General features: G+C 64.1%; 18 protein-coding genes and 1 riboswitch. Of the genes, 9 read left to right on the plus strand and 9 right to left on the minus strand.

Features of this window, described 5'->3' with window-relative positions; all coding sequences use genetic code 11:
• Positions 1 to 60: 60 nt before the first annotated feature.
• The gene (locus RAH42_RS04950) at positions 61 to 822 is read right to left on the minus strand and encodes a hypothetical protein (protein WP_317540079.1); all 762 of its coding nucleotides are present in this window, start codon (positions 820 to 822) and stop codon (positions 61 to 63) included.
• A 263-nt stretch (positions 823 to 1,085) separates the two neighbouring features.
• On the opposite strand from RAH42_RS04950, the gene RAH42_RS04955 reads away from it, so the two are divergent.
• The 3 genes from RAH42_RS04955 (at position 1,086) to RAH42_RS04965 (ending at position 4,144) form a co-directional block, all read left to right on the plus strand.
• On the plus strand, positions 1,086 to 2,102 hold the full coding sequence (locus tag RAH42_RS04955) for a hypothetical protein (protein ID WP_317540080.1): 1,017 nt from the start codon (positions 1,086 to 1,088) through the stop codon (positions 2,100 to 2,102).
• On the plus strand, positions 2,099 to 2,902 hold the full coding sequence (locus tag RAH42_RS04960; protein WP_317540081.1) for a hypothetical protein: 804 nt from the start codon (positions 2,099 to 2,101) through the stop codon (positions 2,900 to 2,902). The genes RAH42_RS04955 and RAH42_RS04960 overlap by 4 nt, the downstream gene beginning before the upstream one ends.
• Before the next feature lie 168 nt (positions 2,903 to 3,070).
• Complete coding sequence (locus tag RAH42_RS04965; RefSeq protein ID WP_317540082.1) at positions 3,071 to 4,144, plus strand: hypothetical protein; 1,074 nt, start codon at positions 3,071 to 3,073, stop codon at positions 4,142 to 4,144.
• A gap of 62 nt (positions 4,145 to 4,206) precedes the next feature.
• On the opposite strand, the gene RAH42_RS04970 is transcribed toward RAH42_RS04965, so the two are convergent.
• The 4 genes from RAH42_RS04970 to RAH42_RS04985 all read right to left on the minus strand — a co-directional run bounded on the left by RAH42_RS04970 (position 4,207) and on the right by RAH42_RS04985 (position 9,061).
• Complete coding sequence (locus tag RAH42_RS04970; RefSeq protein ID WP_317540083.1) at positions 4,207 to 5,184, minus strand: hypothetical protein; 978 nt, start codon at positions 5,182 to 5,184, stop codon at positions 4,207 to 4,209.
• A gap of 166 nt (positions 5,185 to 5,350) precedes the next feature.
• Entirely contained in the window at positions 5,351 to 5,818 is a 468-nt protein-coding gene (locus RAH42_RS04975) for a hypothetical protein (RefSeq protein WP_317540084.1), read from the minus strand.
• A 56-nt stretch (positions 5,819 to 5,874) separates the two neighbouring features.
• Positions 5,875 to 8,016 (minus strand): lysine decarboxylase LdcC, encoded by a 2,142-nt coding sequence (ldcC, locus tag RAH42_RS04980; RefSeq protein WP_078016060.1) that lies wholly within the window; start codon positions 8,014 to 8,016, stop codon positions 5,875 to 5,877.
• 250 nt (positions 8,017 to 8,266) lie between these two features.
• Positions 8,267 to 9,061 (minus strand): ADP-ribosylglycohydrolase family protein, encoded by a 795-nt coding sequence (locus tag RAH42_RS04985; RefSeq protein WP_120372144.1) that lies wholly within the window; start codon positions 9,059 to 9,061, stop codon positions 8,267 to 8,269.
• Positions 9,062 to 9,176: 115 nt separating this feature from the next.
• Here RAH42_RS04985 and RAH42_RS04990 point away from each other — a divergent pair, with 115 nt between their 5' ends.
• The 3 genes from RAH42_RS04990 to RAH42_RS05000 all read left to right on the plus strand — a co-directional run bounded on the left by RAH42_RS04990 (position 9,177) and on the right by RAH42_RS05000 (position 14,538).
• The gene (locus RAH42_RS04990; RefSeq protein WP_078016062.1) at positions 9,177 to 10,385 is read left to right on the plus strand and encodes an exonuclease SbcCD subunit D C-terminal domain-containing protein; all 1,209 of its coding nucleotides are present in this window, start codon (positions 9,177 to 9,179) and stop codon (positions 10,383 to 10,385) included.
• Entirely contained in the window at positions 10,382 to 13,066 is a 2,685-nt protein-coding gene (locus RAH42_RS04995) for an AAA family ATPase (RefSeq protein WP_317540085.1), read from the plus strand. Before RAH42_RS04990 ends, RAH42_RS04995 begins: the two co-directional genes overlap by 4 nt.
• A gap of 50 nt (positions 13,067 to 13,116) precedes the next feature.
• A riboswitch (FMN riboswitch) is annotated at positions 13,117 to 13,231 on the plus strand.
• Positions 13,232 to 13,341: 110 nt separating this feature from the next.
• Entirely contained in the window at positions 13,342 to 14,538 is a 1,197-nt protein-coding gene (locus RAH42_RS05000) for a bifunctional 3,4-dihydroxy-2-butanone-4-phosphate synthase/GTP cyclohydrolase II (protein ID WP_343228918.1), read from the plus strand.
• A 282-nt stretch (positions 14,539 to 14,820) separates the two neighbouring features.
• Here RAH42_RS05000 and RAH42_RS05005 read toward each other — a convergent pair whose 3' ends face one another.
• Positions 14,821 to 15,558 carry an NAD(P)-binding protein gene (locus RAH42_RS05005; RefSeq protein ID WP_078016065.1) on the minus strand — a complete coding sequence of 246 codons (738 nt, stop codon included), beginning with the start codon at positions 15,556 to 15,558 and terminating at the stop codon, positions 14,821 to 14,823.
• 16 nt (positions 15,559 to 15,574) lie between these two features.
• A complete protein-coding gene (locus RAH42_RS05010; protein WP_317540086.1) occupies positions 15,575 to 16,636 on the minus strand; it encodes a potassium channel family protein in 1,062 nt (353 codons plus the stop codon).
• 279 nt (positions 16,637 to 16,915) lie between these two features.
• Between RAH42_RS05010 and RAH42_RS05015 the strand changes: the two genes are divergently transcribed.
• Positions 16,916 to 18,079: an ISAs1 family transposase gene (locus tag RAH42_RS05015; RefSeq protein ID WP_317540087.1), complete on the plus strand. Its 1,164-nt coding sequence runs from the start codon at positions 16,916 to 16,918 to the stop codon at positions 18,077 to 18,079.
• 98 nt (positions 18,080 to 18,177) lie between these two features.
• Here RAH42_RS05015 and RAH42_RS05020 read toward each other — a convergent pair whose 3' ends face one another.
• Both RAH42_RS05020 and RAH42_RS05025 read right to left on the minus strand, forming a co-directional pair.
• Positions 18,178 to 18,576 (minus strand): hypothetical protein, encoded by a 399-nt coding sequence (locus RAH42_RS05020; RefSeq protein ID WP_317540088.1) that lies wholly within the window; start codon positions 18,574 to 18,576, stop codon positions 18,178 to 18,180.
• Positions 18,577 to 18,614: 38 nt separating this feature from the next.
• The gene (locus RAH42_RS05025; protein ID WP_317540089.1) at positions 18,615 to 19,568 is read right to left on the minus strand and encodes a hypothetical protein; all 954 of its coding nucleotides are present in this window, start codon (positions 19,566 to 19,568) and stop codon (positions 18,615 to 18,617) included.
• A 224-nt stretch (positions 19,569 to 19,792) separates the two neighbouring features.
• Here RAH42_RS05025 and thrC point away from each other — a divergent pair, with 224 nt between their 5' ends.
• Together thrC and RAH42_RS05035 are read left to right on the plus strand one after the other, a co-directional pair.
• Positions 19,793 to 20,974 (plus strand): threonine synthase, encoded by a 1,182-nt coding sequence (thrC, locus tag RAH42_RS05030; protein WP_317540090.1) that lies wholly within the window; start codon positions 19,793 to 19,795, stop codon positions 20,972 to 20,974.
• A 138-nt stretch (positions 20,975 to 21,112) separates the two neighbouring features.
• Positions 21,113 to 22,651, plus strand: coding sequence for a glucosyltransferase domain-containing protein (locus RAH42_RS05035; protein ID WP_317540091.1), 1,539 nt, complete (start codon positions 21,113 to 21,115; stop codon positions 22,649 to 22,651).
• Position 22,652: the final 1 nt, after the last annotated feature.

Below are 22,652 nucleotides of genomic sequence, written 5' to 3' on the forward strand. Positions count from 1 at the left end.
GAAATTTCACTTCATCGCGGGCCGGCCTTTCTTTTGTTTCACGGGATGCGGCGGAGCGGCTCAGCCGCGGCGGAACGTGGCGACGCCCGCGGCGAGGAGCAGCGCGGCGATGACTGCGCCGGTCGCAAGCCCCATGACGCCGGATTCTTCGCTGTCTTTCAGCACTTCCTCACGGCTGAGAATGCCTTCCAGAACGCACGGCGCCTGATCGGGCGCGGGATGGAGCGCGCCGTCCTTCTGAACGGCTTTCACCGTGACCTGGCGGCCGTCGAGGTCGGAGATGCGGTAGGAGAAGCGCAGCGCGCCGCGCACGTTGCCCTTGGAGCGCGACAGATAGCGCTCGCTGCCGAGGAGCTTGCCGTACGTTACCAGTCCGGCGCGCGCGAGTTCCCCGCCGTCGAACTCCCGGCAGAACGCTGGCGTCGGCAGGGTCCTGAGCAGTTCCGGCGCCAGGACGAAGGCGCCGAGCTTGGCTTCGCCGACGAGCGTGCGGCTGCCCAGCGCTCCGGAATAGATTTTCTTCCACTCGTATTTGTTTTTGCCGTCCGTACCGACTCTTTCGTAACGTTCGGTCAGGCGCTCGGCCTTGGGCGAGGGCAGCGTGACGTTCAGCTCTCCGTCCACCGCCGGCGCGGTCATCTCCAGAACGCCGCCGCACACGACCAGGCGGCCTTCGTTTTCCGGCAGGACGGCCGGCTCGCCGAGGAACGCGGCGGCGGCCAGCTGCTCCTGCGCTTTCGGCATGTCGTTATGCATCTTCCAGACGAGAGCGCCCGTTCCGATTCCCAGCAGGACCAAAACGGCGCCGATGATTTTCTTCATGAAGCTTCCTCCTTCGTCGATGTTGTGATGGGGCCGGCGTTTCGAAAAAACGATTGCAGTGTAGCAGAAACATACCGGCCGGTCATCGCCCAAAGGGGTGAAGCGGCGCCGGCCGCGGGCGGATGGGCAAGCTCGTTTTTCGCGCGGCGCTGCGAAGGCGCCGCCATTTTTATGGTATTATGAACGAAGATCGGCTATAATTTTCGAACGATCGTGTGATTGCGGGCTGAGTGTTGCGGTCCGAACAGAGGAGGAATTTCATCATGCACGTGTTCGCTTTTTTGCTGGCGGCCGCCGGAGCGGCGCTGTCCCTGTGTTACAGCGGCTGTCTCGCCATGATCATGGAAAGCGGTTTTGAGCTGGGCTGGCTGAAGGACTTCGCTTCGCTCGATCCCAAGTCGATGTGCGTCGTCGCTTCTTCCGCTCTGGCGGTGCTGGGGGCGCTGCTGGCCCTGTTCAGGAAAAAGCTTGCGGCGCTGCTGCTGTTCGCGGCGGCGGGGATCTCTTTGTACTGCGAGTTCAGGCTGAAAATCGTCTATCCCTACGTTCGCGCTTCGGCGGTGCTGTTCGCGGCGGCCGCACTGATGGGCATGAAGGTCCGCGGCGCGGAGGACGAATACGGGGACGAGGAATATGTCGGCAAGGAGCCGGAAATGGCCGACCCCGCTCCGGCGACGGCGCTTGACCGCGAAGTGAAAGATGAGCTCGCCGCGGCGGAGGAGGGAATGCCGGCCCCGAAGGCGGGCTGTTCGCGCCTCTGGGGGTTCCTGCTGGCGTTGGCGGCGGCAGGTTATACGCTCTGGCAGAGCGGCATGTGGCCGGTCGTGCAGGCACACTTCGTCGATCTCGAATGGTATAAGAATCTTCCCTCGCTCGACGCCAAATCGTTAAGCGCGCTTGCCGCGGCGGCTCTGGCCTTGTTGGGCGGCCTGCTGGCGCTGGCGAAGCGTGCCGGCGCTACGCTGTTTTTGACCGTTGCGGCCGTGGTCTGCGCGGTGGCCCAGCTTCACTGGGACGTCTGGTTCCCCGCGTCCTGGGGGCTTTTGTCCTCTGCCTTGTCGCCGGCGCGGTTTCCTGGCCCGGTGCGGCGGTGGACGCGGCCCGGGCGGGACGCCGTTACACGTCGGCCTATGTTTTCGCCTTTATTTTCGCGCTGGCGGCTGCGGCTATTTCGCTTTATCAGAGCGGGGCGTGCCGCGTTCTTGGCGAAAAGTTCGGCGGCGGTTTCTGCCTGGCCGCGCTGGGCGATCTGGACGCGAAGACGCTATGCGCCGCGGTGACGGCGGCGCTTGGCCTTGCGGGCGGCCTGCTGGCGCTCTGCGGCCTGCGCTTTTCCGCCTGGCTGCTGCTGGCGGCGATGTTCGTCTCGCTGGGGGGCGAACTGATCTGGCCCGAGTATTACGCGTTCTCATGGATCGCGCTGCTGCTGTACGCGCTCTCCGCGTTGCTGAGCAGCGCGCTGGTGAGGGCCGGTGAGGAAACGCCCGTGAAGAAACTGCCGCTCTCCGTCGCCGTGATCGCCATGATGGCGGCGGCCGGAGCCGGCGGCGCCGCCGTGTGGTATTACGACAAGGGCGTGATGGCGGAGAGGTTCCGCGACGCCCGTGCCAACGATCCCGCCTATCAGCAGATCGCCGAAGAGGTGAAAGCGAAGGACGCGAGGATCGCCGAAACGGACGGCAAGGTGCGGGAGCAGATGGGGCTCGTGGCCGAGCGCGAGCAGAAGATCGGCGAGCTGACGGCGGTCAGTGCCGCCAAGGACGAAGAGATCAGGAAACTGACCGCTCAAAGCGCCGCGCGCGACGAACGGATCGCGGCGCTGAACGCCCGGCTTGAGCGGGCCAAGACGGAGCTGGCCGCGGCGCAAGCCGAGTCGAGACGGAAGTTCGTCTACCTGCGCGGCAGCAACAACGTGCGCGACGTGCCGAACGCCGACAAAGGGTCCAAAGTCATCGGCCGCCTCAGCAACGAAACGGCCGAAGTCGTCGGCTCGCAGGGCGGCTGGTATCAGGTGAAAGGCTCCTTCGGCGCCGGCTGGGTCTTCGGCAAAAACGCCGTGATGCTGGATCTGGGCAGATAAAACTTCAAAGCGGAGAACAACGGCGAAGAAGCCGCCTCGATCGAGATTTTGAGGCGGCTTCTTTCTTTTGGGACCCCCGGCGGGGAGCGGGGGCGCTTTCCCATCGGCGGGCGGCGGTGCTACAATATGAAGCGGCAAACAGAAACAGAGTGAAGGCGGTCGATAGAAGTGAAGAAACTGATAACGGCGATGTGGCTGATCTGGCTCTGCGTCCCGGCCTGGGCGCGGCCGGAGGAGATCTTCCGGATCGAGATCCCCGCGGCGGCGGGCGGCATGGCGCGCGCCGTCCGCCCCAACGGACAGACGAAAGATCTCGGCAAAGTGCTGCGCGTGCCCACGGCCACGCGATATCCCGGCTACACGGCCAGCGCCTGGGCCGAACCCGGCACCGTGGCGGCCACGGCGGTGAACGCGATCCACCTGACGGTTTCCGTGGAGAACGAAAAGGGGCGCATCGTCAGCCTTGTGCCGGCGGAGACGATCGCTCCCGCGGCGGGCGCGTCGGCGGCGTTCGTGATCGACTGTCCGGCCGGTGCGGGGCTGTTCGGCGGCTGGGCGCCGGTGGTGGGCGACCGGGCGCGCGTGCGCCGCGCCGACGGCACGCTGCGCGAGCTGACGGCGGCTCAGCTGCCCGAACCCGGCGAGACGCTGGTGGTGTCGGTGACGGAAGACCTCGACGGACCCTACATGTTCGACTTCGAAAACCGCGCCGGCGGCGAGGTGCGGGCGTACTGGCGCGGCGGCGGCAAGGCGATCGCCTCCGTGGAGCGCCCCTTCCGCGGCGTGGGACGCTTCGGCGGCAGCAAGTTCCAGCGCCGCAGCGCCCTGCGCGCCAATCATTGCGGCGTGATCTGCGTGAGCACGAGCGACGTCGGCGACATCGGCGGCTTCCAGATCATTCCTTACGAGCATTCGTTCTCGCCGGAAATGAAATCGGCGTGGGAGAAGACGCAGTGGATGATCGTTCGTTCCCTCGACGGCGAAAAGATGACGGCGCGCGCGCCGCTTTTCAAGGGCGTTTTCACGCCGGGAGCGCAGGCGCTGGAGAAGCTGTGGGATTTCTGGTCCACGTACGGCCGCCGCTCGCTGGTGATGTGCCGCGTCGACGGCGGCGAATGGCGGCGTTTTAACGCCGCAGCCGGCAAGGACGACCACGCCTTCGACCATATCACGCATCTGCGCATCTACGCGCCCTTCACCAGGGAACCGGGCAGGAAGACGCATCTGGGCGACTTCCGCTGAACGTTGCGGAAAAAACGTAAAACAAAAAGGAGTTCACGAAAATTTTTCGGTGAACTCCTTTTTTAATCGGGCAGAAACGGCTTGAGCTTGGCCGCGAGCCGGCGCCACAGCGGCGCGCAAAGGCGCGCGAGACGGCTCCGCGCGTGGAACAGCCCCCAGCCGGCCAGCAGGGCCGAAACGGCGAGCAGCGGATGATCCGCGCAGAACTGCAGTAGCCCCGCGGCCGGGGCGACGTAAACGAAGCGGAAAAACCGCTCGCCCGTCAGGCGCGCCACCAGCGGCGCGAGAAACAGGCGCATCACGGCGTAATAACAGCACAGCGACAGCGGCGCCAGCACGGCGATCAAGCGGATGAAGCGGCGGTTCTCGTCCAGCGCCTGCTGCGAGATGGCCCGCGCGTAACATTCCGTGCCGCTGCCCATGAAGCGGTAAGCCCAGCGCTGCCACCGGCCGAGCCCCTGCACGCTCCGGTCGATCCGGGCGCAGGCTTCCCGGTAGACGCGCGCGAAGATCTGCACCTCGATGAAGCGCACCAGGTTGAAGCCGAATTCGCCGTAGATCTCCCTGACCTTTTTGAGCGGAAAGTCCCAGCGGGTGAAGTAGTAGTAAAGATTCTGCATGGCGATGCCGAGCGAGAGGGCGCGCACCACGAATCCCAGCGAGGCGACGCTGATCACGTGCAGGCGCGCCAGCGCGTAGCCCGTCAGGAAGACGACGAGCGTCGTGAAGGACTTGAAGAGGCTGACGATCACCAGTTCGAGAAAGCGCCGCCGCACCTGCTCGGCCACGCGCTGCTCCCGCGCCCGCCGCATCACCGTGTCGTCGATGTAATCGGGGATCGCGCGCGTGATCCGGTCGAACCAGCCGTCGTAGCGGCGGACGGGCAGCGGCGCGGCGGGCGCGGCGGGGAAATATTTCTCCACCAGAAAGACGCTGAGCCGATGCGACAGGCGCTGGCGCAGCAGAATAAAGCCCAGCGCGCTCAGAAGCAGCGAATGGGCGACGACGAAAGAGATCAGTGAGGAAAGGAAATTCAGCACAGCGCACCTCGGAAGACGAAAAGTCGGCTTGCCGCCGCGGCAGTTTGTTCCATTTTACACTGAGCTTTCGGAAATTGCGATTTTTCCCCGAGGAACGGAGGATTCCGGCGCAAGCTCTTCCTGTATGAAGCGAAAACGTGCCGCGCGGAACATACAGCGGCGGCCGTCAATGATAACGAAGCGAGCTGAGGATACGTTCCGTTTCGGGCGTGTCGCCGTCCTTGACGATCTGCGTGACGAACCACGCGCCGTTTTCGATCGCGAAGCGGAAACGGCTTTTCGTCTCGGTTTGACTGCGCGAGTCTTTGCCCACGACGGTGAACGAGCAGGAACCGTCCGCCGCGGCGGAGACGGCGCTGGTTTGGGCGCCGCCTTCGCGAAGCTGCTCGGCAAGGTATCCGGCGACCGTCTGCGGATCGAGGTCAGCCTTTTCCCGAGCGCTGGCCACCGCCTGAACCGTCAGCGTGATCACGGTCTTTTTGTTGGCGGCGGTCAGCGTTACGCTGTCGTCGGCGCGGACTGCGGCGTCCCATGTTTCGGGAAAGACGACGGTCAGCGCTTTGGTGCGGATCTCCGTGGCGGAGGCCGAACGGGCGCACAGCATGACGATGAACAGCGCCATCAGTTTTTTCATGAAAACCCCTCCCGGGCACATCAATTTTGTCTTTGCGCCTGCGGTGCGCCGCGCGCTCATTCTTCGTCGAGCACCTTGACGTAATAGCCGTCCTTGCGGCGGTAGGCGCCGTGGATCTCGGTGTCGAAGCCGGGGAACAGTTCGCCCGTCTCGCAGAGCATGTTCAGGTAATCCAGCACGGCGGCGCTCTTCTCGGTGACTTTCTCGCCGGGCATGACCAGCGGCACGCCGGGCGGGTAGGGCAGGATCATGTCGGCGCTGACTTGGCCGAGCAGTTCCGCCAGCGGCACCTCGTGCGTTTCGCCGCGCAGGTTTTTCTGAAAGGCCTGGTACGGCGTGTATTCCATCTCCGGCAGATCGTCGTAGGCGTGGTACATCAGCTTGGGCAGGTCGCGTTTGCGCATCACGCGGTGCAGGCCGCGCGTGAGCTGCTGCAGCGACATGTTCATGTAAAACACGGGATCGAGCTTGAACAGGTCGGGCATGGCCTCGCGGATGGGAACGTCGTTGTCGTAGTCGCGCTTGAAATCCTGAAGCGCTCGCAGCAGCGCCTTGGTGCGCAGCTCGTCGACGCCGAGCGCGAACAGGAACAGCATGTGGTACGGCCCCGTCTTCTCGGTGACGACGCCGTGATTGTTAAGGTAGCGCGACACCACGGCGGCGGGGATGCCCTCTTCCATGAGCTGTCCCGTGGGATCCATGCCGGGCGTGAGCACGGAGACGCGGATCGGGTCGAGGTAGTTGAAGTCCTCGTCGGCGCCGAGGAAACCGTGCCAGCGTTCGCCGCGGGAGATGGGCCAGCATTTGGTCTCGGAAATGTCGTCGGGCTGCCAGCACTTGAAGAACCACGTGCTGCATTCGTCGTGCAGGCGCGCCAGCTCGCGGCGGAAAGTCATGGCGCGGTCGATGGAGTTCTGCAGCAGCCGCCGTCCCTGGTTGCCCGTCATCATCGCCGCGCCCGTCTCGGCGCTGGCGACGATGGGATAGTTGGCCGAGGTGGTGGTGTGCATCATGTAAACCTCGTCGAGCACGGATGCGTCGTACTCGCCCTTGACGTGAACGTAACTCGCCTGCGCGAAGGAGGCCAGCATCTTGTGCGCCGACTGCGTTTCAAAAATGGTCTTGCCGGCCGTCGCTTCGCCGCACATGCCGAACTTGTTCTCGTAGATTTGGTTGAACGGCGCGTAGGGCGACCAGGCGCTGTCGAAATGAATTTTTTTCACCGGCAGGTTGGCCTTGATCCAGCTGCAGTCGTAGAGCAGCCCGTCGTAAGTGCTGTCGCTGATGACCGCGTAGGTGGGCCAGGTGGCGTCGTCGCGCTGGGAAAGTTTGTAATGGATGGCCTCGGACGTGAACTCGTCGGCGGGGATGCCGCCGATCATGCCGTAGGCGTTGCGCGTCGGCAGCAAATAAATGGGCACCACGTCGCACATCATCAGCAGGTGCGTCATCGACTTGTGGCAGTTGCGGTCGATCAGCACCGTGTCGCCCTGCGACACGCAGTACATGCCGACGATCTTGTTGGCCGTGGACGTGCCGTTGGTGACGATGTAGCTGCGGTCGGCGTTGAAGGCGCGGGCGATCAGCTCTTCGGCGTCTTTGTGCACGCCGGTGTGTTCCAGCAGCGAGCCCATGTCGGGCACCGACACCGACGTGTCGGCGCGGAAGGCGTTGGCTCCGTAGAATTTGTAGTAAGCCCAGCCCATGGCGTGATGGCGGAACGCCGAGCCGAGCAGGTGCCCCGTGGTACAGAAGGTGTTCTTCTTCGCGTCGGCGAACTTGAACAGCGCGCGCGTGAACGGCGGCAGCAGCAGCTCGAAATAGCGGCGCACGGCGCGGTCGATTTTCGCCGCGGTTCTCTCGGCGTTGCGGCAGGGCAGCGGCACGAAGGCCAGCGTCAGTTTGTCCTTGTCCGGCGGCTGCAGTTCCTTGGCGGCCCCCGGGCTGGTCAGAGCGAAAAAGGGCAGGCGCTCGTTCAGTTCCCCCATAGAAGCGTACAGTTCGCCGCCCATCGTGTCCCAGTCGATGATCGCGCCGGCGGCTTCGGGGCGCTGCTCCAGCATGTCGACAAGGCTTCCCTCCAATTCCGGACGCTGCAGGCGGTAGCCTTTATTTTCCAGTTCTTCGAAAAGCTCGGCGGTTTCGGGGCTGTCGAAAATCGAATCCGAAGCGCGGTCGAGCAGCAAGAGGACGTTCATCTCGCCCCCCCTTTCTGGGAAGATCGGTGATCGTTACGTGGTACTTTATAAGCGCTTTCGCCTCAAAGCGCAAGGGCGGAAATCGGAAAAATCCGGCGGCGCGAAAATTTCATGCGGCGCGAAGAATCGCCCCTCTTCCGCTTTCTCTGGAAGAAGGGGCGAAAATTCAGCAATAGGTTTATTTGTCTCATCTCTCCAGGGGCGGGCGAAAAAAGCCTTTTGCCCCAATTTGTTGCAACGGGGCGGCGCCTTACGGCGCGCCGCCCATGAAGCGTCCTTCGAAAGCCAGCAGCACGGCTTTCATCTTTTCGTCCATGGCCGCTAGCGCTGCCGCGCGCATCGCCTCCGGCACGCCGAAGCGGACCTGCGCCAGCGCGCCGGCCATGTCGGCCTGCGTATCGGTGTCGCCGTTGAGAAGCAGCGCTTTGGCGACGGCGTCCTCGTAGGACGAGCTTTCGAGGAAACAGCGCACGGCCTGGGGCACGCTGCCCTGGCAGGCGGCGCTGAACGCATAGCCCTGCGCCATGATCTGCGCTACTGGCGTGCTCAGGTCGCAGCCGAACGTCGCCTCGAGATAATTTTTCAGCTCGTCGTTGGACGCTCCCTGACGCAGCGTGAAAACGGCGGCGGCGATGATCTGCGCGCCCTTGACGCCTTCGGGATGCCCGTGTGTGTAAAGGGCGCTGGCGCGCGCCAGTTCAAGGGCCTCGTCGCGCGTGCGCGCCGCCCAGCCGACGGGGGAAACGCGCATGGCCGAGCCGTTGCCGAAGCTGTCGTTTCGGGCCAGCTCGCCGTTTTCGAGCCAGAGGCGGAAGCCGCGTCCATAGCCGCGGTTCGGATACGCGCGGCCCCATTCCATGTAGCCGCGGGCGAAGCGTTCCGCGCTGCGGTCGCCGCCGAGCAGCGTTTCCGCCGTGGCGAAAGTGAGGATCGAGTCGTCGGTGAAACGGCAGCCGCCGTTGAGCAGCGGCCGCGAACCGTCGTAACGGGAACAACGGCTCTCGTACTGAGCGCCGCAGAAATCGCCGAGAATCGCGCCGAGCATTTTTTCATTCCTCCTGTTTTGAGAGTGAAACCTCTGCGTCCTCCGCTGTGTTATGATTATTGTACCGCAGGATCGCCGTTTCGCGAAAGACGGCGCTCCATGAGGAGGCTGATCGATGAGAATCCTTCACACGTCGGACTGGCATCTGGGACGCAAGCTCTGCGGCCAGGAGCGGGCCGACGAATTCCGCCAGTTTCTCGACTGGCTGACGGATACGCTGATTTGCGAACGTGTCGACGCGCTCGTCGTGGCGGGGGACGTTTTCGATTCCTACACGCCGCCCTTGTGGGCGCAGAGCCTTTATTACCGTTTTCTCACGGGACTGTCGCGCACGCCCTGCCGCAGCGCGGTGATCGTGGCCGGCAATCACGATTCGGCGGCGCTGCTCGACTCGCCCCGGGAGCTGCTGGACCGTCTCGACGTCCACGTCGTGGGCGCGCCGGCGGCGGAGCCCGGCGCGGAGCTTTTCGAGCTGCCGGACGCGCAGGGGAAAACGGGCGCGTTGTGCTGCGCCGTGCCGTTTCTGCGCTCGCGCGACCTCTGCGGCGCGCTTGTCGGCGAAGACGCCGACGCGATCGCGCGCGCCGAACTGGACGGCTTCGCGAAGCATTACGCCGCCGTGTGCGCGCTGGCCGAAACGCGGCGCGCGGGGCGCGATATCCCCGTCGTCGCCCTGGGGCACTGCTTTGCCGCCGGCGGAACCGTGCGCGCCGACGACGGCGTGCGCGACCTGGCGGTCGGTTCACTGGGCGCGGTGCCGCTGTCGGCTTTTCCCGAAAACGTCGATTATCTGGCGCTGGGGCACCTGCACGCGCCGCAGATCTGCGGCGGGCTCGAGAGCCGCCGTTATTGCGGCGCGCCGCTGTGCATGGGCTTCGGCGAGGCGGGGCAGAAAAAGCAGGTCTGCGTCGTCGATTTCGACGGGCGCGCCGTTTCGGTGCGCGCGATCGACGTGCCCGTGTGGCAGGAGATCCGCCGCCTGAAAGGCTCCTTCGACGAGATCGCCGCCGCTTTGAGCGAACTCGAACGGTCCGGCCGCTCCGTTTGGGTCGAAGCGGACTGCGCCGACGAGGGCGCTCAGGGACTGAACGACCGTATCCGCGAGCTGAGCGGCGGCGCGGTGAAGATCCTGCGCGTCAAAGTGGCGGGCGCGGGGCCGGCGGACGCTTTTTCCGGCGCGGGCGACCTGAACGAGGACTGGTCGCCGCGCGAAGTCTTCAGGCTCTATCTGAACGAGCACCAGATTGAGGGCGCGGAAGCGGAGGCGCTGACGGGCGCGTATCTCGAGGCGCTCGAAGCCGTGCGGACGGAGGCGGCGCGATGAGACTGTGCCGCCTTCATTTCAAGAACCTCAACTCTCTCGCCGGAGAGTGGAACGTCGATTTCGAGTCGCCGGAATTCCGCGGCGGCCTGTTCGCCATCACCGGCCCCACCGGCGCGGGCAAGAGCACGCTGCTCGACGCCGTGTGCCTGGCGCTTTACGGCCGCACGCCGCGCCTGGAGCGCGTCAACACCTCCGGCAATGAGATCATGACCCGCGGCGAGCGCGAGTGTTTCGCCGAAGCGGTCTTCGAGATCGGCGGCGAGCGCTACAGCGCCTTCTGGTCGCAGAAAAAATCCTCCCGCAAGGGCGCGGCCCGGGAGTGGCAGGCGCCGAAGTGCCGTTTCTCGCGGCTCGGCGGCGGCGAAGAAGTGCTGGCCGACAGCGTCAGCTCCATGGCCAAAAAGGTGGAGGAAGTCTGCCGTCTCGATTTCGAGCGCTTCACGCGCACCGTCATGCTGCCGCAGGGCGGCTTCGCGGCCTTCCTGCAGGCCGACGGCGCCGACCGCGCCAAACTGCTCGAAGAGCTGACGGGCGCGGAAATCTACCGGCGGATCTCGCGCGAAGTCTACGACCGAACCAAGCGCGAGAGATTCGAGCTGGAGCAGATCCGTTCCTCGCAGGCCGAACACGCCCCGCTGGCCGAGGAAGTCCGCGCCGCGGCGCAGCGGCGCGCCGCCGTCAGCGAGACGCGCGAGAAGGAACTGCGCGCGCGGGAAAAAACGCTTCGGCAGGCGCTGGATTGGTATGACCGCCGCGACGCCCTCTCGGCGCGCCGGGCGGAATACGAACAGGCGCGTTGCGAACTGAACGGGGAGCAGACGGCTTTTGCGCCGCAGGCCGAGGATCTGGCGCGGGCCGAGCGAGCCGCGCAGGCAGGCGACCTTTACGCCGCTTTGACGCGCGGCCGCTCGCGTCTCGACGCCGCCGCGGGCGATCTGGAACGCCTCGAAAAAGACGCCGCCGCCGGCGCGCAGCGGCGCGAAGACGCGGAACACCGGCGCGTCAGCGCCGCGGAGGATCTGGCGCTTTTGAAGAAAGAACACGGCGAGCAGGCCGAACTATGGGCCAAAGTCCACGACCTCGACCGCGAGATCGAAAGTCACGCCCTGCGCTGCCACGAGCAGGAGACCCGCATCGCCGAGCTGGAAAGTTCCTTCGCCGCCGGCGACGCGCAGGACATCGCCGTGCTGGCCGAGCTGAATCAGTTCAAGTTCGAAGCCGAGGCGATGAACAAAAGCCTCGCCGGGGCGCGCGAAGAAAAGGAACAGGCGATGGCGGCCATGTACCGCGCCGACCTCAGCATTCTCAGTTCCCGCCTCGAAGAGGGCAAGCCCTGTCCGCTTTGCGGCGCCGTCCATCATCCCGCGCCCTATCAGCGCAGCGTGCTTCAGGAAGAAGAGTTGAAGCTCCATCAGAACGCCGAAAAAGCGGCGCGGAAAGTGACCGATCTGGAACGCAAGTTTGCCTCCATGCAGGAAAAGATCGCCGCCCGGCAGATGGAGCACAAGCGTCTTTCCACGATGGGGCAGACGGCGCAGCGTTCGCTCCAGGACGCGCGCGAAACGCTGGCTCGCGGACAGGAAAATCTGGAAGCGCGCCAGCGGGCGCGGCGCGAGCTGTTCGGCGAACGCCGTCCCGAGGCGGAAGCCGCGAAGCTGAAAGAAAAACTTGCCGCCGCCGAGAGCTCGTTGGCCGAGGCGGACGCGCTCCGCCATCAGAGCGCCCTCGACGCCGCCCGTACCGAGACCGAACTGGCAGGCGTGCGCGAAGATCTGGCGGCGCTGAGCGGCGAGCTCGCCGCAGCTCAGGCGCAGTTTGCCGAGAGATTGAAGCGCCTCGGCTTTGCGGAAGAATCCGCGTGGCGGGCCGCCGCGCTTTCCGAAGAAGTTGTCGCGGCTCTGCGCGCTCGTCTCGAAGAATTGCAGCGGCGCGAAGAAGCGCTGCGCTCGCAGGCGCTGCTGCTCGACGAGGAAGAGCGCGCGCTCGGTCCCGCGCCCGAGCTCGCCGCCGCCGACCTCACGGCCGCGCTCGAGGCGTGCGGAAACGAACTGACCGATCTGCTCAAGAACCGCGGCGCCGACGAGCAGATGCTGCGCCACGACGACGAATGTCGCCGCCGTCTGGGCGAGCTGCGGGAAGCCGAAGCGCGCCGGCGGAAAGTCTACGAACTCTGGAGCGACCTCAACGACCGGATCGGCTCCGCCTCCGGCGACCAGTTCAGCCGCTACGTGCAGGGCCTCACCTTCCGCCGCCTCGTGCGGGCCGCCAACCTGCAGCTCGAACAGCTTTCCGAGCGTTACCGCCTCAAGGTGGCGGCCGACGACGCCCTGCGCCTCGACGTCGTCGACCTCTGGCAGGGCGGCGAAGTGCGCACCTCGCGCAACCTCTCCGGCGGCGAGAGCTTCATCGTCAGCCTGGCGCTGGCTCTGGCCCTGTCGCACGGCATGAGGGAAGTGAAAGTGGACTCGCTGTTCCTCGACGAGGGCTTCGGCACGCTCGACGAAGAAACGCTGGAGACCGTGCTCGACTGCCTGAACCGCCTGCGCGAGAGGGGCAAGCTCGTCGGCGTCATCTCCCACGTGAAGACGCTGCGCGAACGCATCGACGCGCATCTCACGCTCACGCCCGGCCCCGGCGGCCACAGCCTGCTGGGCGGTCCCGGCTGCTCGCGGCTGGGCTGACTCTTGACCGGCGGCGGCCGGAGGAGTATGATTCTTTTCGCACCATCACAATCGAACTTCAGGGCAGGGTGAAAGTCCCTACCGGCGGTAAAGCCCGCGAGCCGCAAGGCATGATTCGGTGAGATTCCGAAGCCGACAGTACAGTCTGGATGGAAGAAGCGAGTTCCGCCGTTGTCCCGGGATCCCGGCTCTGAAATGCTCCGCGCGTTTCAGAGCCTTTTTTTTCGTAGCCAAACGACGGCCCTGATGATTTCCAGAGGGAGGAATCCGACGTGATCCAGTACAACACCGTTGAAGAAGCCGCCGCCGAACTGCGCGCCGGCAAGATCGTCCTCGTCGCCGACGACGAGAATCGCGAGAACGAAGGCGACATGATCTGCGCCGCCCAGTTCGCCGGCACCGAAAACGTCAACTTCATGGCCCGCTTCGCGCGCGGCCTGATCTGCATGCCCATGAGCGCGGCCTACGTGAAACGCCTCGGCCTGCCGCAGATGGTCGAGAGCAACACCGACAACCACTGCACGGCCTTTACCGTCTCCATCGACCATATTTCCACCGCCACGGGCATCTCCGCCGTCGAACGCGGCGTCACTGCCCGCGCCTGCGTGGGCGACGACGCCAAGCCGGAAGACTTCCGCCGCCCCGGCCACATGTTCCCGCTGCTGGCCCGGCCGAACGGCGTGCTCGAACGCAACGGACACACCGAAGCCACGGTGGACCTGCTGCGCCTCGCCGGGCTGAAAGAGTGCGGCCTCTGCTGCGAAGTGATGCGCGACGACGGCGGGATGATGCGCGCTCCCGAGCTGGCGGAGAAGGCGAAAGAGTGGGGCCTGAAATTCATCACCATCCGCGCCATCCAGGAATACCGCAAGCGTCATGAAACGTTCGTCGAGCGCGTGGCGACGACGAAGATGCCCACCAAGTACGGCTTCTTCACGGCCTACGGCTATCGCAACCGCCTCAACGGCGAGCATCACGTCGCGCTCGTCATGGGCGACGTGGGCGACGGGCGCGACGTGCTCTGCCGCGTCCACTCCGAATGCCTGACCGGCGACACGTTCGGCTCGCTGCGCTGCGACTGCGGCCAGCAGTTCGCCGCCGCCATGACGCAGATCGCCGCGGAAGGGCGCGGCGTCATGCTTTACCTGCGCCAGGAAGGACGCGGCATCGGCCTGCTCAACAAGCTGCGCGCCTACGCGCTGCAGGACCGCGGCCTGGACACCGTCGAAGCCAACCTGGCTCTCGGCTTCGAAGAAGACCAGCGCGAGTACTACATCGGCGCGCAGATCCTGCGCGACCTCGGCGTGCGCACGCTGCGCCTGCTCACCAACAATCCGAAGAAGATCGAAGGGCTGGCGGATTTCGGCCTGGAGATCGCCGCGCGCGTCCCCATCCAGATGCCCGCCACCGCCAACGACCTGTTCTACCTTCAGACGAAAGAGCACAAGATGGGTCATCTCGTCACCTATTAATACTAATTCTTGATAGAAAGTATTAGCATAGTTTTCGGGGGCTGCGGGGGAGTTCAGTCGCTCAGAACTGCCTCGACTGCCGCGCGGCTCGCTTTGTGAATCTCCCCTGCAGCGCTCTTACGTTCGGCTTTTTAATTAAGAAATAGTATGGCCCGCCGTCTCTGCGCGGAAAATGGCGAATGGCTGCAAGCGGCGCGGAGCGCCGCGGGCGCACAACGAAAAATGCGTGATGATCGGGCCCGATCATCACGCATTTTTCGTTGTGCGCCTTCGGGGAGCGCTTCAGCGCTCTCCGTTGTTTTGTCCCGGTTTCTCGCAGCTGATGTAAATGACTTTCATCGGCAGCTCCGCTTTCGTCCCCGCGGCGGGGTTGATCTCGTGACGCCAGACTTGGCGCGAATCGTTGTCGTCGCGGCGCATGACGCCGAGCGGCAGGTCGCCCTGCGCGCGGACGGCCGCGAAGATTTCGCCGATGCTCCTGCCCTGCCATTTGGGATCGAGATCCATCGTGTTCAGGCTGGAACGGTCGTCGGAATGGCTGAAGAGGTCGTTGGCGAAGTCGGAGATGCCCCGCTGCGAAGCGCAGAGCGCGATGTAATTGGCGATCAGACGATTGCAGTAGACCACGTTGTCCACGTTGGCGTTGTGGGCATGGCGTTCGTTTTCGGGATTGATGATTTCCAGCACGGAGTAGATCTCCGGATGCAGCGATTCGACGGCCAGCGCCGTGAGGATTGAGCGGGCGTCGACGGTGTCGGCCGGCAGAGAGCCGACGTTCTCGGCGAGGATAATGGCGGCCGTGGCGGTCTCGACGCCGGCCCTCTTGAGCGTTTCGTCGTCGGAGATGTCGCCTTCGACGACCGGTACGGCGCTGTTTTTCAGCTCTTCGGGACGCCTGCGGGCGACGACGACAACGGGTTGCCCGGAGGCTTCGAGTTCCCTGAGCACCTTGAGCGCGTGGGAGTTCCAGCCGCAGATGAGCGTGTGTCCTTGGGGGATGTTGACGAAGATTTCGGTCATGGGTGAAGGCCTCCCTTTACTTCCCGCTGTTTTTCGAGATGAACACGACGCGCATGGGCAGCCTGACGGGCCTGGACGCCGGCGGGTTGATCTCGTGGCGCCAGCGTTCCGCTCCGGAAGAGGCGTCGGGCGTCATGACGCCCAGCGGCAGTTCGCCGTCGGCCTGCATGGCCGCGAACAGCTCGCCGGTGGTCCGATTCTCCCACTGCGGTTCGATGTCGGCGGCGCGAAGGGCCGAGCCGCTGTCGGAATAAGTGAGGATGTCGCCGATGAACGAGCTGATGCCCTGCTGTGAGGCGCAGGCGGCGACGATGTCGGCCAGCGTGCTTTCGCAGTAGACGATGTCGTCCACGTGGGCGCGGCGGGCGTGGCGCTCGTTGGCGGGATCGAGCAGTTCGACGACCGTGTAGATCTCGGGGCGCAGCGACTCGACCGCGAGGGCGGTGAGCACGGTGTGCGCGTCGAGGTCGTCGTTCGTCAGTCGGGGCTGCGGTTCGGCGAAGACGATCGCCGACTCGGCTTTTTCGATGCCGGCCTGGATCAGGCGCGCCTCGTTGGTCGGTTCGCCGGCGACGAAAAATACGTCGTAATGCGACAGTTCCGCCGGCTTGGCGCGAGTCAGCACGGCGACCTGCCGTCCCGAGGCGGCAAGTTCCTTCAGCACGAGCTCGGCGCGGCCGTTCCAGCCGCAGAAGATCGTGTGCCCCTCGTATCTGCACGCGTTCAGTCCGAGCATGTTCTTGAGATTGTACTTCATCACGCGCGTGAGCACTTCCGACAGCACGACGCCGAGCACGGAAATGCCGACGATGGAGAGCGCGAAGACGATCACGCGCCCGACCATCGTGTGAGGGTTGTTGGCGAACTCGCCCTGGCCGATCAGCGTGAACAGGATCGTCCACAGGGCTTCGAAGACGCTGCCCTCGCCGCCGCGTTCCAGCTTCCAGTACAGATAGGCCGAGCCGGAAACCAGCGCCAGGAATCCGAGCAGGATCCAGAAAAAATACTTGTGCAGCTTGCCGGCCATGTTGGCGCCGCGCTTCAGCCCTTTGACCTTTTGGGAATAATTCGAAGCCACAATGTCACCTCCGCAGGAGTATGCAATCTGACGTCCCCCTTCGGAACGCGCTCGGGGGACCAAAAATAAGTATAACAAAGAAACGGGAAAAATGCTTGCGGGCTTTTCTGCCCGCCAGGGCAATCGCTTACGAAAATCCACTCGAGGAAATTGCCATTAAGCTCACGAGAAGAAGAAAGCCGCAACGCAGAAAAGTAAGTTCATCCCAAGAAAGCCTCCCTGCGGTAGAATACAAAGAAACACCGAAAACGCCCCAAAACACCGACAGGAGGCACGAGAATGAACCAGACATTTCTGGAACTGCTGGCAGAAATTGAAGATTTCCGCACAGGCAACGCGATCCACTATCGGCTCCAGGATATCCTTCTGGTCAGCGTGCTGGCCGTGATCTGTAACATGGATACCTATACGGAAATGGCCATGTTTGCCGATCATCAGAAGAAATATCTGGCGCCGTTCTGCGACTTCCGCCACGGCACCCCTTCTCACGATACCTTTGGCAAGGTGTTGAGCCGCCTCGATCCCCGTGTGTTGTCCGAACGCTTCAACGCCTGGATGAGCGAGCTGTACGTCCACCTGGGCAAGCTGGCGGAGTCAAGAGGCATGACCGTCGCCATCGACGGCAAGACCATATGCCGCAGCGGCAGTTCCGAACAGAAAGCCAGTCACGTGCTCACCGCTTTTGCCAGTCGGGCGCAGCTGGTCCTCGGTCAGATCAAGACCGACGAGAAGAGCAACGAGATCACGGCTATCCCCGAACTGCTGGATCTCTTTCAGGTCAAAGACACCGTCGTCACCATCGACGCCATGGGGACGCAGAAGGACATCGCCGCCAAGATCATCGAAAAGGGCGGAGATTACGTCCTCGCCGTCAAAGGCAATCAGAAGAAACTGCACGACGACATCATCTGGCACCTGCGCAGCGAAGCGCAGGACACAAGCACAAGAGAACTCAAAGCCAAAGGACAGTATGCCAGCACCCTGGAGAAGGATCATGGGCGCATCGAGAGAAGAGAATGTTACCTTTCCAACGACCTGAGCTGGTTCGAAGGACTTGAAGACTGGCGAGGCATCACGGGCGTCGCCTGGATCCACAACACCCGGAACGTCGATAACAAGACCAGCACTGAAGACCATTACTTCATCTACAGCCTGAAAGGAGCCCGGGCGCAAGACCTTCTGCGCATCAAGAGAGAGCACTGGGCGATCGAGAACAACTTACACTGGATGCTGGACATGGCCTTCAGGGAGGATGACTGTCGGGCGAGAGCGAAGAACGCGGCGGAAGTGATGAACATTCTGCGAAAACTCGCTTTGCAGATGCTGAAGACCTGTGACACGTGCAAATGCGGGATGAGGAGCAAGCGCAAGCTCTGCGGGCTTGGCATTCCTACGGCTCTGCAGGTCTTGGGACTCGTCCCTACGGGGGTTCTTATTCCGTAAGCGATTGCCCTGTTCTGCCCGCGGCGCGCGGAGAAACGGTTCCGCGCGCCGCGGCATAAAAAACAGGCCCCGACGGCGGGGCCTGCGAGCGGCGGTTCTCAGTTTTGTTTCTCGTCGTCCTTCTGGCGGAACATGTCGGGAGCGATGGTCTCTTCGGCGGTATAGTCGTTGACGTCGTCCGCCGGGGAGACGGGCTGCCGAGGCTGCGGGGGAACGGCGGGAATTTGCGGCGCGGGCGGATCCTCGGGCGTTTCCTCTTCGGGAACGCGCAGAGCGTCGAAGCGGCTTTTTGCCTTCGCGGCCAAATCCTTGGCGCCGAGCGTCACTTTGTCCTTCCAGCCGCGAAGTTTTTCGCCCAGCGGCGCGCTCTTGCCGGGCTGTTTTTCCTCGCCGGCGTTCCCTTCGTCGCGGCCGGGGCGTTCGGCGTGGTCGCGGTGCAGCGTGCTCTTGGCGTTTGCGGCGATTTTCCTGGCCTTCTCGGAAAGCTCGCCGCGCATGCTTTTGAATCGGCTGGCCGCTTTTTCGGAGAGGGCTTTCAGTTTCTCTCCGGCGCTGAGCGTCCCCTCGGCTTCGCGGGCGGCGCGGCGCTCTTCGCGTTTGGCGTCGGCCTTTTCCTTGAGGGCCCCAGACGCTCGCCGGCGTTCCGGGCGGCTTCCTTCAATCCCGTCGCGGCGCCCGAGGCGGCTTTGCCGAGGCGCTCGCCGGCGTTTTTGCCCTTCCGCGAAAGTTCCTGCATGGCGCTGGACGCGCTCTGGCCGAGTTTGTCTTTCGCGTTCTCGAAGGCTCCCGAGTCTTTGAGGTCTTTCAGCTTCTCTCCGGCGCCGCGACCGACCGAGACGAGCCCTTTGCCGGCCGCCCGGGCGACTTTGCCGGCGGCGCTGAGCGACGTGCCGAGGGCGATGCCGACGGCGTGGAAGATCCTGTTCGCCTTGGGAAACCTGTTTTCGACGGCACGGCGAAGGGCACGCGCCCCCTCGGCGACGCCGTAGAACGCCGTGCCGAACCCTTCGGCGGCCGCTCCGGCGGCGATGCGTCCCATCTCGCGGTTCTTCTCGCTGGCAAGGCGCAGCGCGCCGCTCTTCAGGATTTCTTTCGTCTTGTTCGCCGCCGCGGGGAGCTTTTGCGGAGCGACGCTCTGTTCATCGCGGCTCGTTTCTTCGCACGGCGTCTCTTCCTCTTCGAAGTCGACGACGAGCTTCTCTTTTTTGCCGGCGTGGGCCCGGGCGCTGCGCTCGGCTGCGTCGGGCAAGGCGCTTTTGATCAGGTGCCCGATCGCGGCGAACGTCTGCGCGGCCGAACGTTTGCCCAGCTGGTCTACGGGAACGGGGCGCCCCTCGGCGACGGGAGCGTTCTTGTGGAACTTCTCGGCGACGTGGTGAAGGCCGTTTTTGATGGCGTTCATTTCCTCGTCGAAATCGTTGGGCGCGAGTTTCCTCAGCCCATGGGGCTGCGGTTTTTCTTTTTTGAGATCCTCACGGTCGGCTGACATCTGCATGTACCTCCTGCTTTTTCGCTGGGAAACGGCCGGCGCGAGCCGGACTGTCTGTCTTCATGCGGTGATTTTGGCGCTGTGTGTGCGCACAACTGCCTCAACCATATATTTAAACTTGAAAACGGAGAAAAATCAACTGGCAAAGCTCATGAAATCATATTTTTTTGCAGGATCTTTGTGGTAAGATGATTTTATCTTTCTGTCGGAACGGGGTGTTTTCCATGAAAAAAGCTCTTCTGCGGTGCAAAACCTGCGGCGCCGAGTACGGCGCGGAGCGGGCGCCATTTCGCTGCGCCTGCGGCGAACCGCTCGATCTGGCGTGGGACGGAGCCGGCATCGACACGAACGAAAGATGCCAGTCGCGTCGCTACGCGGCGTTCTATCCGTTTGCGGCGGACGAGTGGCGCTCGCTGGGCGAGGGCGGCACGCCGCTCGTAAAGCTCGAGGCGCTGGGCCAGGAGCTTGGCCTGGCCGAGCTGGCGGTCAAAAACGAGAGCGCCAACCCCACCTGGTCGTTCAAGGACCGCGGCACGGCGGCCTGTATCGCCCACGCGCGGGCGCTCGGCTATACAAAAGTCGGCACGGTCTCTTCGGGCAACATGGCGGCCTCGGTGGCGGCGTACGCCGCGGCGGCGGGCATGGAGGCCTTCATTCTCGTCAAAGGCAACGTCGCCGACGAGAAACTGGCGCCGATCGCCATTTACGGGCCGCATCTGCTGCGCGTCGCCGGCCCGTACGACGCGCTGTACAGCGAAAGCCTGCGCCTCGGCGCCGAGCGCGGCATCTACTTCATGAATTCCGACGTGCCGTTTCGCGTCGCCGGCTCGCGCACGATCGCCTACGAGATCGCCGAAGAGCGCGGCTTCCGCGTCCCTGACTGGGTGATCGTGCCGGTGAGCGCGGGCGGCAACCTGCGCGGCATTATCAACGGCTTCGAGGATCTGCGGCGCGCGGGCCTGACCGACCGCCTGCCGCGGTTCATCTGCGCGCAGACGGCCCGCGTCGCGCCCGTCGCCGCGGCCTTCGCCGCCGGCGCGGCGCGGATCAGCCGATTCCCCGGCAACGATACGATCGCCCACGCCATCGACAATCCGTTTCCGCCCAGCGGCAACCGCGTGCTGGCGGAGCTGCGCCGTCTCGGCGGCGCGGCGATGACGGCGGACGAAGGCGAGATCGTCCGCGCCCAGGCCGACCTGGCCCGTTGCGGTCTGTTTGGCCAGCCGGCGTCCTGCGTGCCGCTGGCGGTCCTGCGCCGGGCCCGCGCGGCCGGCATCGTGGCGGAGGGCGAGAGCGCCGTGCTGGTGATGACGGGCAGCGGGCTGAAGTATACGGCGGCTTTCGCGGCGCACCGCCTTAAATGGTGCGACTGCGACCTTGCGGCGCTGCCGGAGCATCTGCGATAATCGCGCGGCCAAAGCGCCGCCTCCGGTCGACCGAAGGGGAGGGCGTGAGAAGCGGCGCTTTGTCTCCCGGCTCGCCGGGGAGTATAATATCCTGACCTGTTCGAGAAGGATGTTTCAAGAAAAGCGAGGACTTTTGCCATGGAACAATCGAAGAATCCCTGCCGTCTGATCCTCCTCAGCACGCTGCTCTGGGGGCTTTTCGCGCACGGCATGATGCTGCTCAATAAATTTTCGTTCCACGACGACGCCAAGCTGGGCTTCGGCCTCGGCGCCACGGTGACGTCGGGACGGTGGATGCTCGAGGTGCTGAAGCGCGTCACCGAGTTCGTTTTCGGCGGCAGCCTCTACAGCCTGCCGCTTTTCAACGGCCTGCTGACGCTGATTCTGGTCGGTCTGGCGGCCTGCATGACGGCGAGAATATTCCGGCTGCGGCGCGTTTACAGCTGCGTGCTGCTGGCGGGCGTGATGGTGGCCTTTCCTGTGGTGACGGCGATGATGGGGTACATGTACACGGTGCCCTATTACATGATCGGTCTCGACCTGGCCGTGGCCGGCGCCTGGCTGATCTGCGACGGCGACCGGCGGCACTGGTACCGGCTGCCGGCGGGCTGCGTGCTGGCGGCCTGCGCGGTGGGCGTATATCAGTCCTGCATCCCCATCGTGCTCAGCGTGATGTTGCTGCACATGATGATGAGTCTGCATGACGACGCCTCGGCGCGGCGCTTCGATTTCTTTTACAAGGGGCTTTCCCTGGCGCTGGCCTGTGCGCTGTTCATGGCGCTGTACCTGGCGGTGAACTGGTTCAGCCTGAAGGCCGCGGGCGCGCAGCTTTCCGATTACGAGAGCATCAACACGTTCGGCTTCGGCGGCTGGAGCGAGTATCTTGACCGCGCGGCGCGGGCCTACCGCGAGTTTTTCCTGCCGCCGCCGATGAAGATGCGCGACATGTATCCCACGGCGTCGCTGCGCTGGCTCTATCAGGCCGTGCTGTGGTTCGGCGTTCTGCTCGGGCTGGACCGGGCCGCTCAGCTGTTCCGGCGCAAACCGCGGCGCGGCTTCGAATTCCTGCTGACGCTGGCGCTGCTGCCGCTGGCAGTCAATTTTATCCACGTCATGGTGGACGTGAAGATGGTCCACTCGCTCATGGTCTACTCCAAAGTTTTCGTCTTCGTGGGCTTCATCTGCCTGCTGGAGAACGCCGCTCTGGACCGCCTCCATTATCCGCGCTGGGTCTATCGAGGCGGCATGCTGCTGATGTTCTGCGTGACGGTGCTGTACTGCCGCTTCTCCAACATCTGCTATTTCAAGGCCAACTTTCTGCAGAATCAGGCGATCAGCTACTTCACGCGGCTGGCGGCGCGCATCGAGAGCATGCCCGGCTATTCGCCCTACCTGCCCGTGGCTTTTCTGAACGAAGACGCAAAACAGGATTTCAACGCGCCCGTGATCCCGGAATTCGAACGCATTCGTCTGATTCCTTACCTGTTCAACGAGGAGTCCCCGCTGATCAACAACTACGCGTGGAAGGACTTCATGCGCATGTGGTGCGATTATTCGCCGATCGTCATCGAGAACGTGGAATCCTTCGAAAAGCTGCCCGAAGTGATGGCCATGCCGCGCTATCCTCTCGAAGGCTCGATCAGGGTCGTGAACGAGGCTATCGTCGTCAAATTTTGAC

Origin of the sequence: Pyramidobacter sp. YE332, from assembly GCF_033060595.1 — a bacterium.
Lineage (GTDB): Bacteria > Synergistota > Synergistia > Synergistales > Dethiosulfovibrionaceae > Pyramidobacter.

Coding starts and splice junctions, on each gene's coding strand:
- RAH42_RS05005 (WP_078016065.1), bottom strand. CDS start 15,558: ATGACCGAAATCTTCGTCAACATCCCCCAAGGACACACGCTCATCTGC.
- RAH42_RS04975 (WP_317540084.1), bottom strand. CDS start 5,818: ATGAAAAAACTGATGGCGCTGTTCATCGTCATGCTGTGCGCCCGTTCG.
- RAH42_RS05015 (WP_317540087.1), top strand. CDS start 16,916: ATGAACCAGACATTTCTGGAACTGCTGGCAGAAATTGAAGATTTCCGC.
- RAH42_RS05020 (WP_317540088.1), bottom strand. CDS start 18,576: ATGCGCGGCGAGCTTTCCGAGAAGGCCAGGAAAATCGCCGCAAACGCC.
- ldcC (WP_078016060.1), bottom strand. CDS start 8,016: ATGAACGTCCTCTTGCTGCTCGACCGCGCTTCGGATTCGATTTTCGAC.
- RAH42_RS04995 (WP_317540085.1), top strand. CDS start 10,382: ATGAGACTGTGCCGCCTTCATTTCAAGAACCTCAACTCTCTCGCCGGA.
- thrC (WP_317540090.1), top strand. CDS start 19,793: ATGAAAAAAGCTCTTCTGCGGTGCAAAACCTGCGGCGCCGAGTACGGC.
- RAH42_RS04950 (WP_317540079.1), bottom strand. CDS start 822: ATGAAGAAAATCATCGGCGCCGTTTTGGTCCTGCTGGGAATCGGAACG.
- RAH42_RS05035 (WP_317540091.1), top strand. CDS start 21,113: ATGGAACAATCGAAGAATCCCTGCCGTCTGATCCTCCTCAGCACGCTG.
- RAH42_RS04990 (WP_078016062.1), top strand. CDS start 9,177: ATGAGAATCCTTCACACGTCGGACTGGCATCTGGGACGCAAGCTCTGC.
- RAH42_RS05025 (WP_317540089.1), bottom strand. CDS start 19,568: ATGTCAGCCGACCGTGAGGATCTCAAAAAAGAAAAACCGCAGCCCCAT.
- RAH42_RS04985 (WP_120372144.1), bottom strand. CDS start 9,061: ATGCTCGGCGCGATTCTCGGCGATTTCTGCGGCGCTCAGTACGAGAGC.
- RAH42_RS04955 (WP_317540080.1), top strand. CDS start 1,086: ATGCACGTGTTCGCTTTTTTGCTGGCGGCCGCCGGAGCGGCGCTGTCC.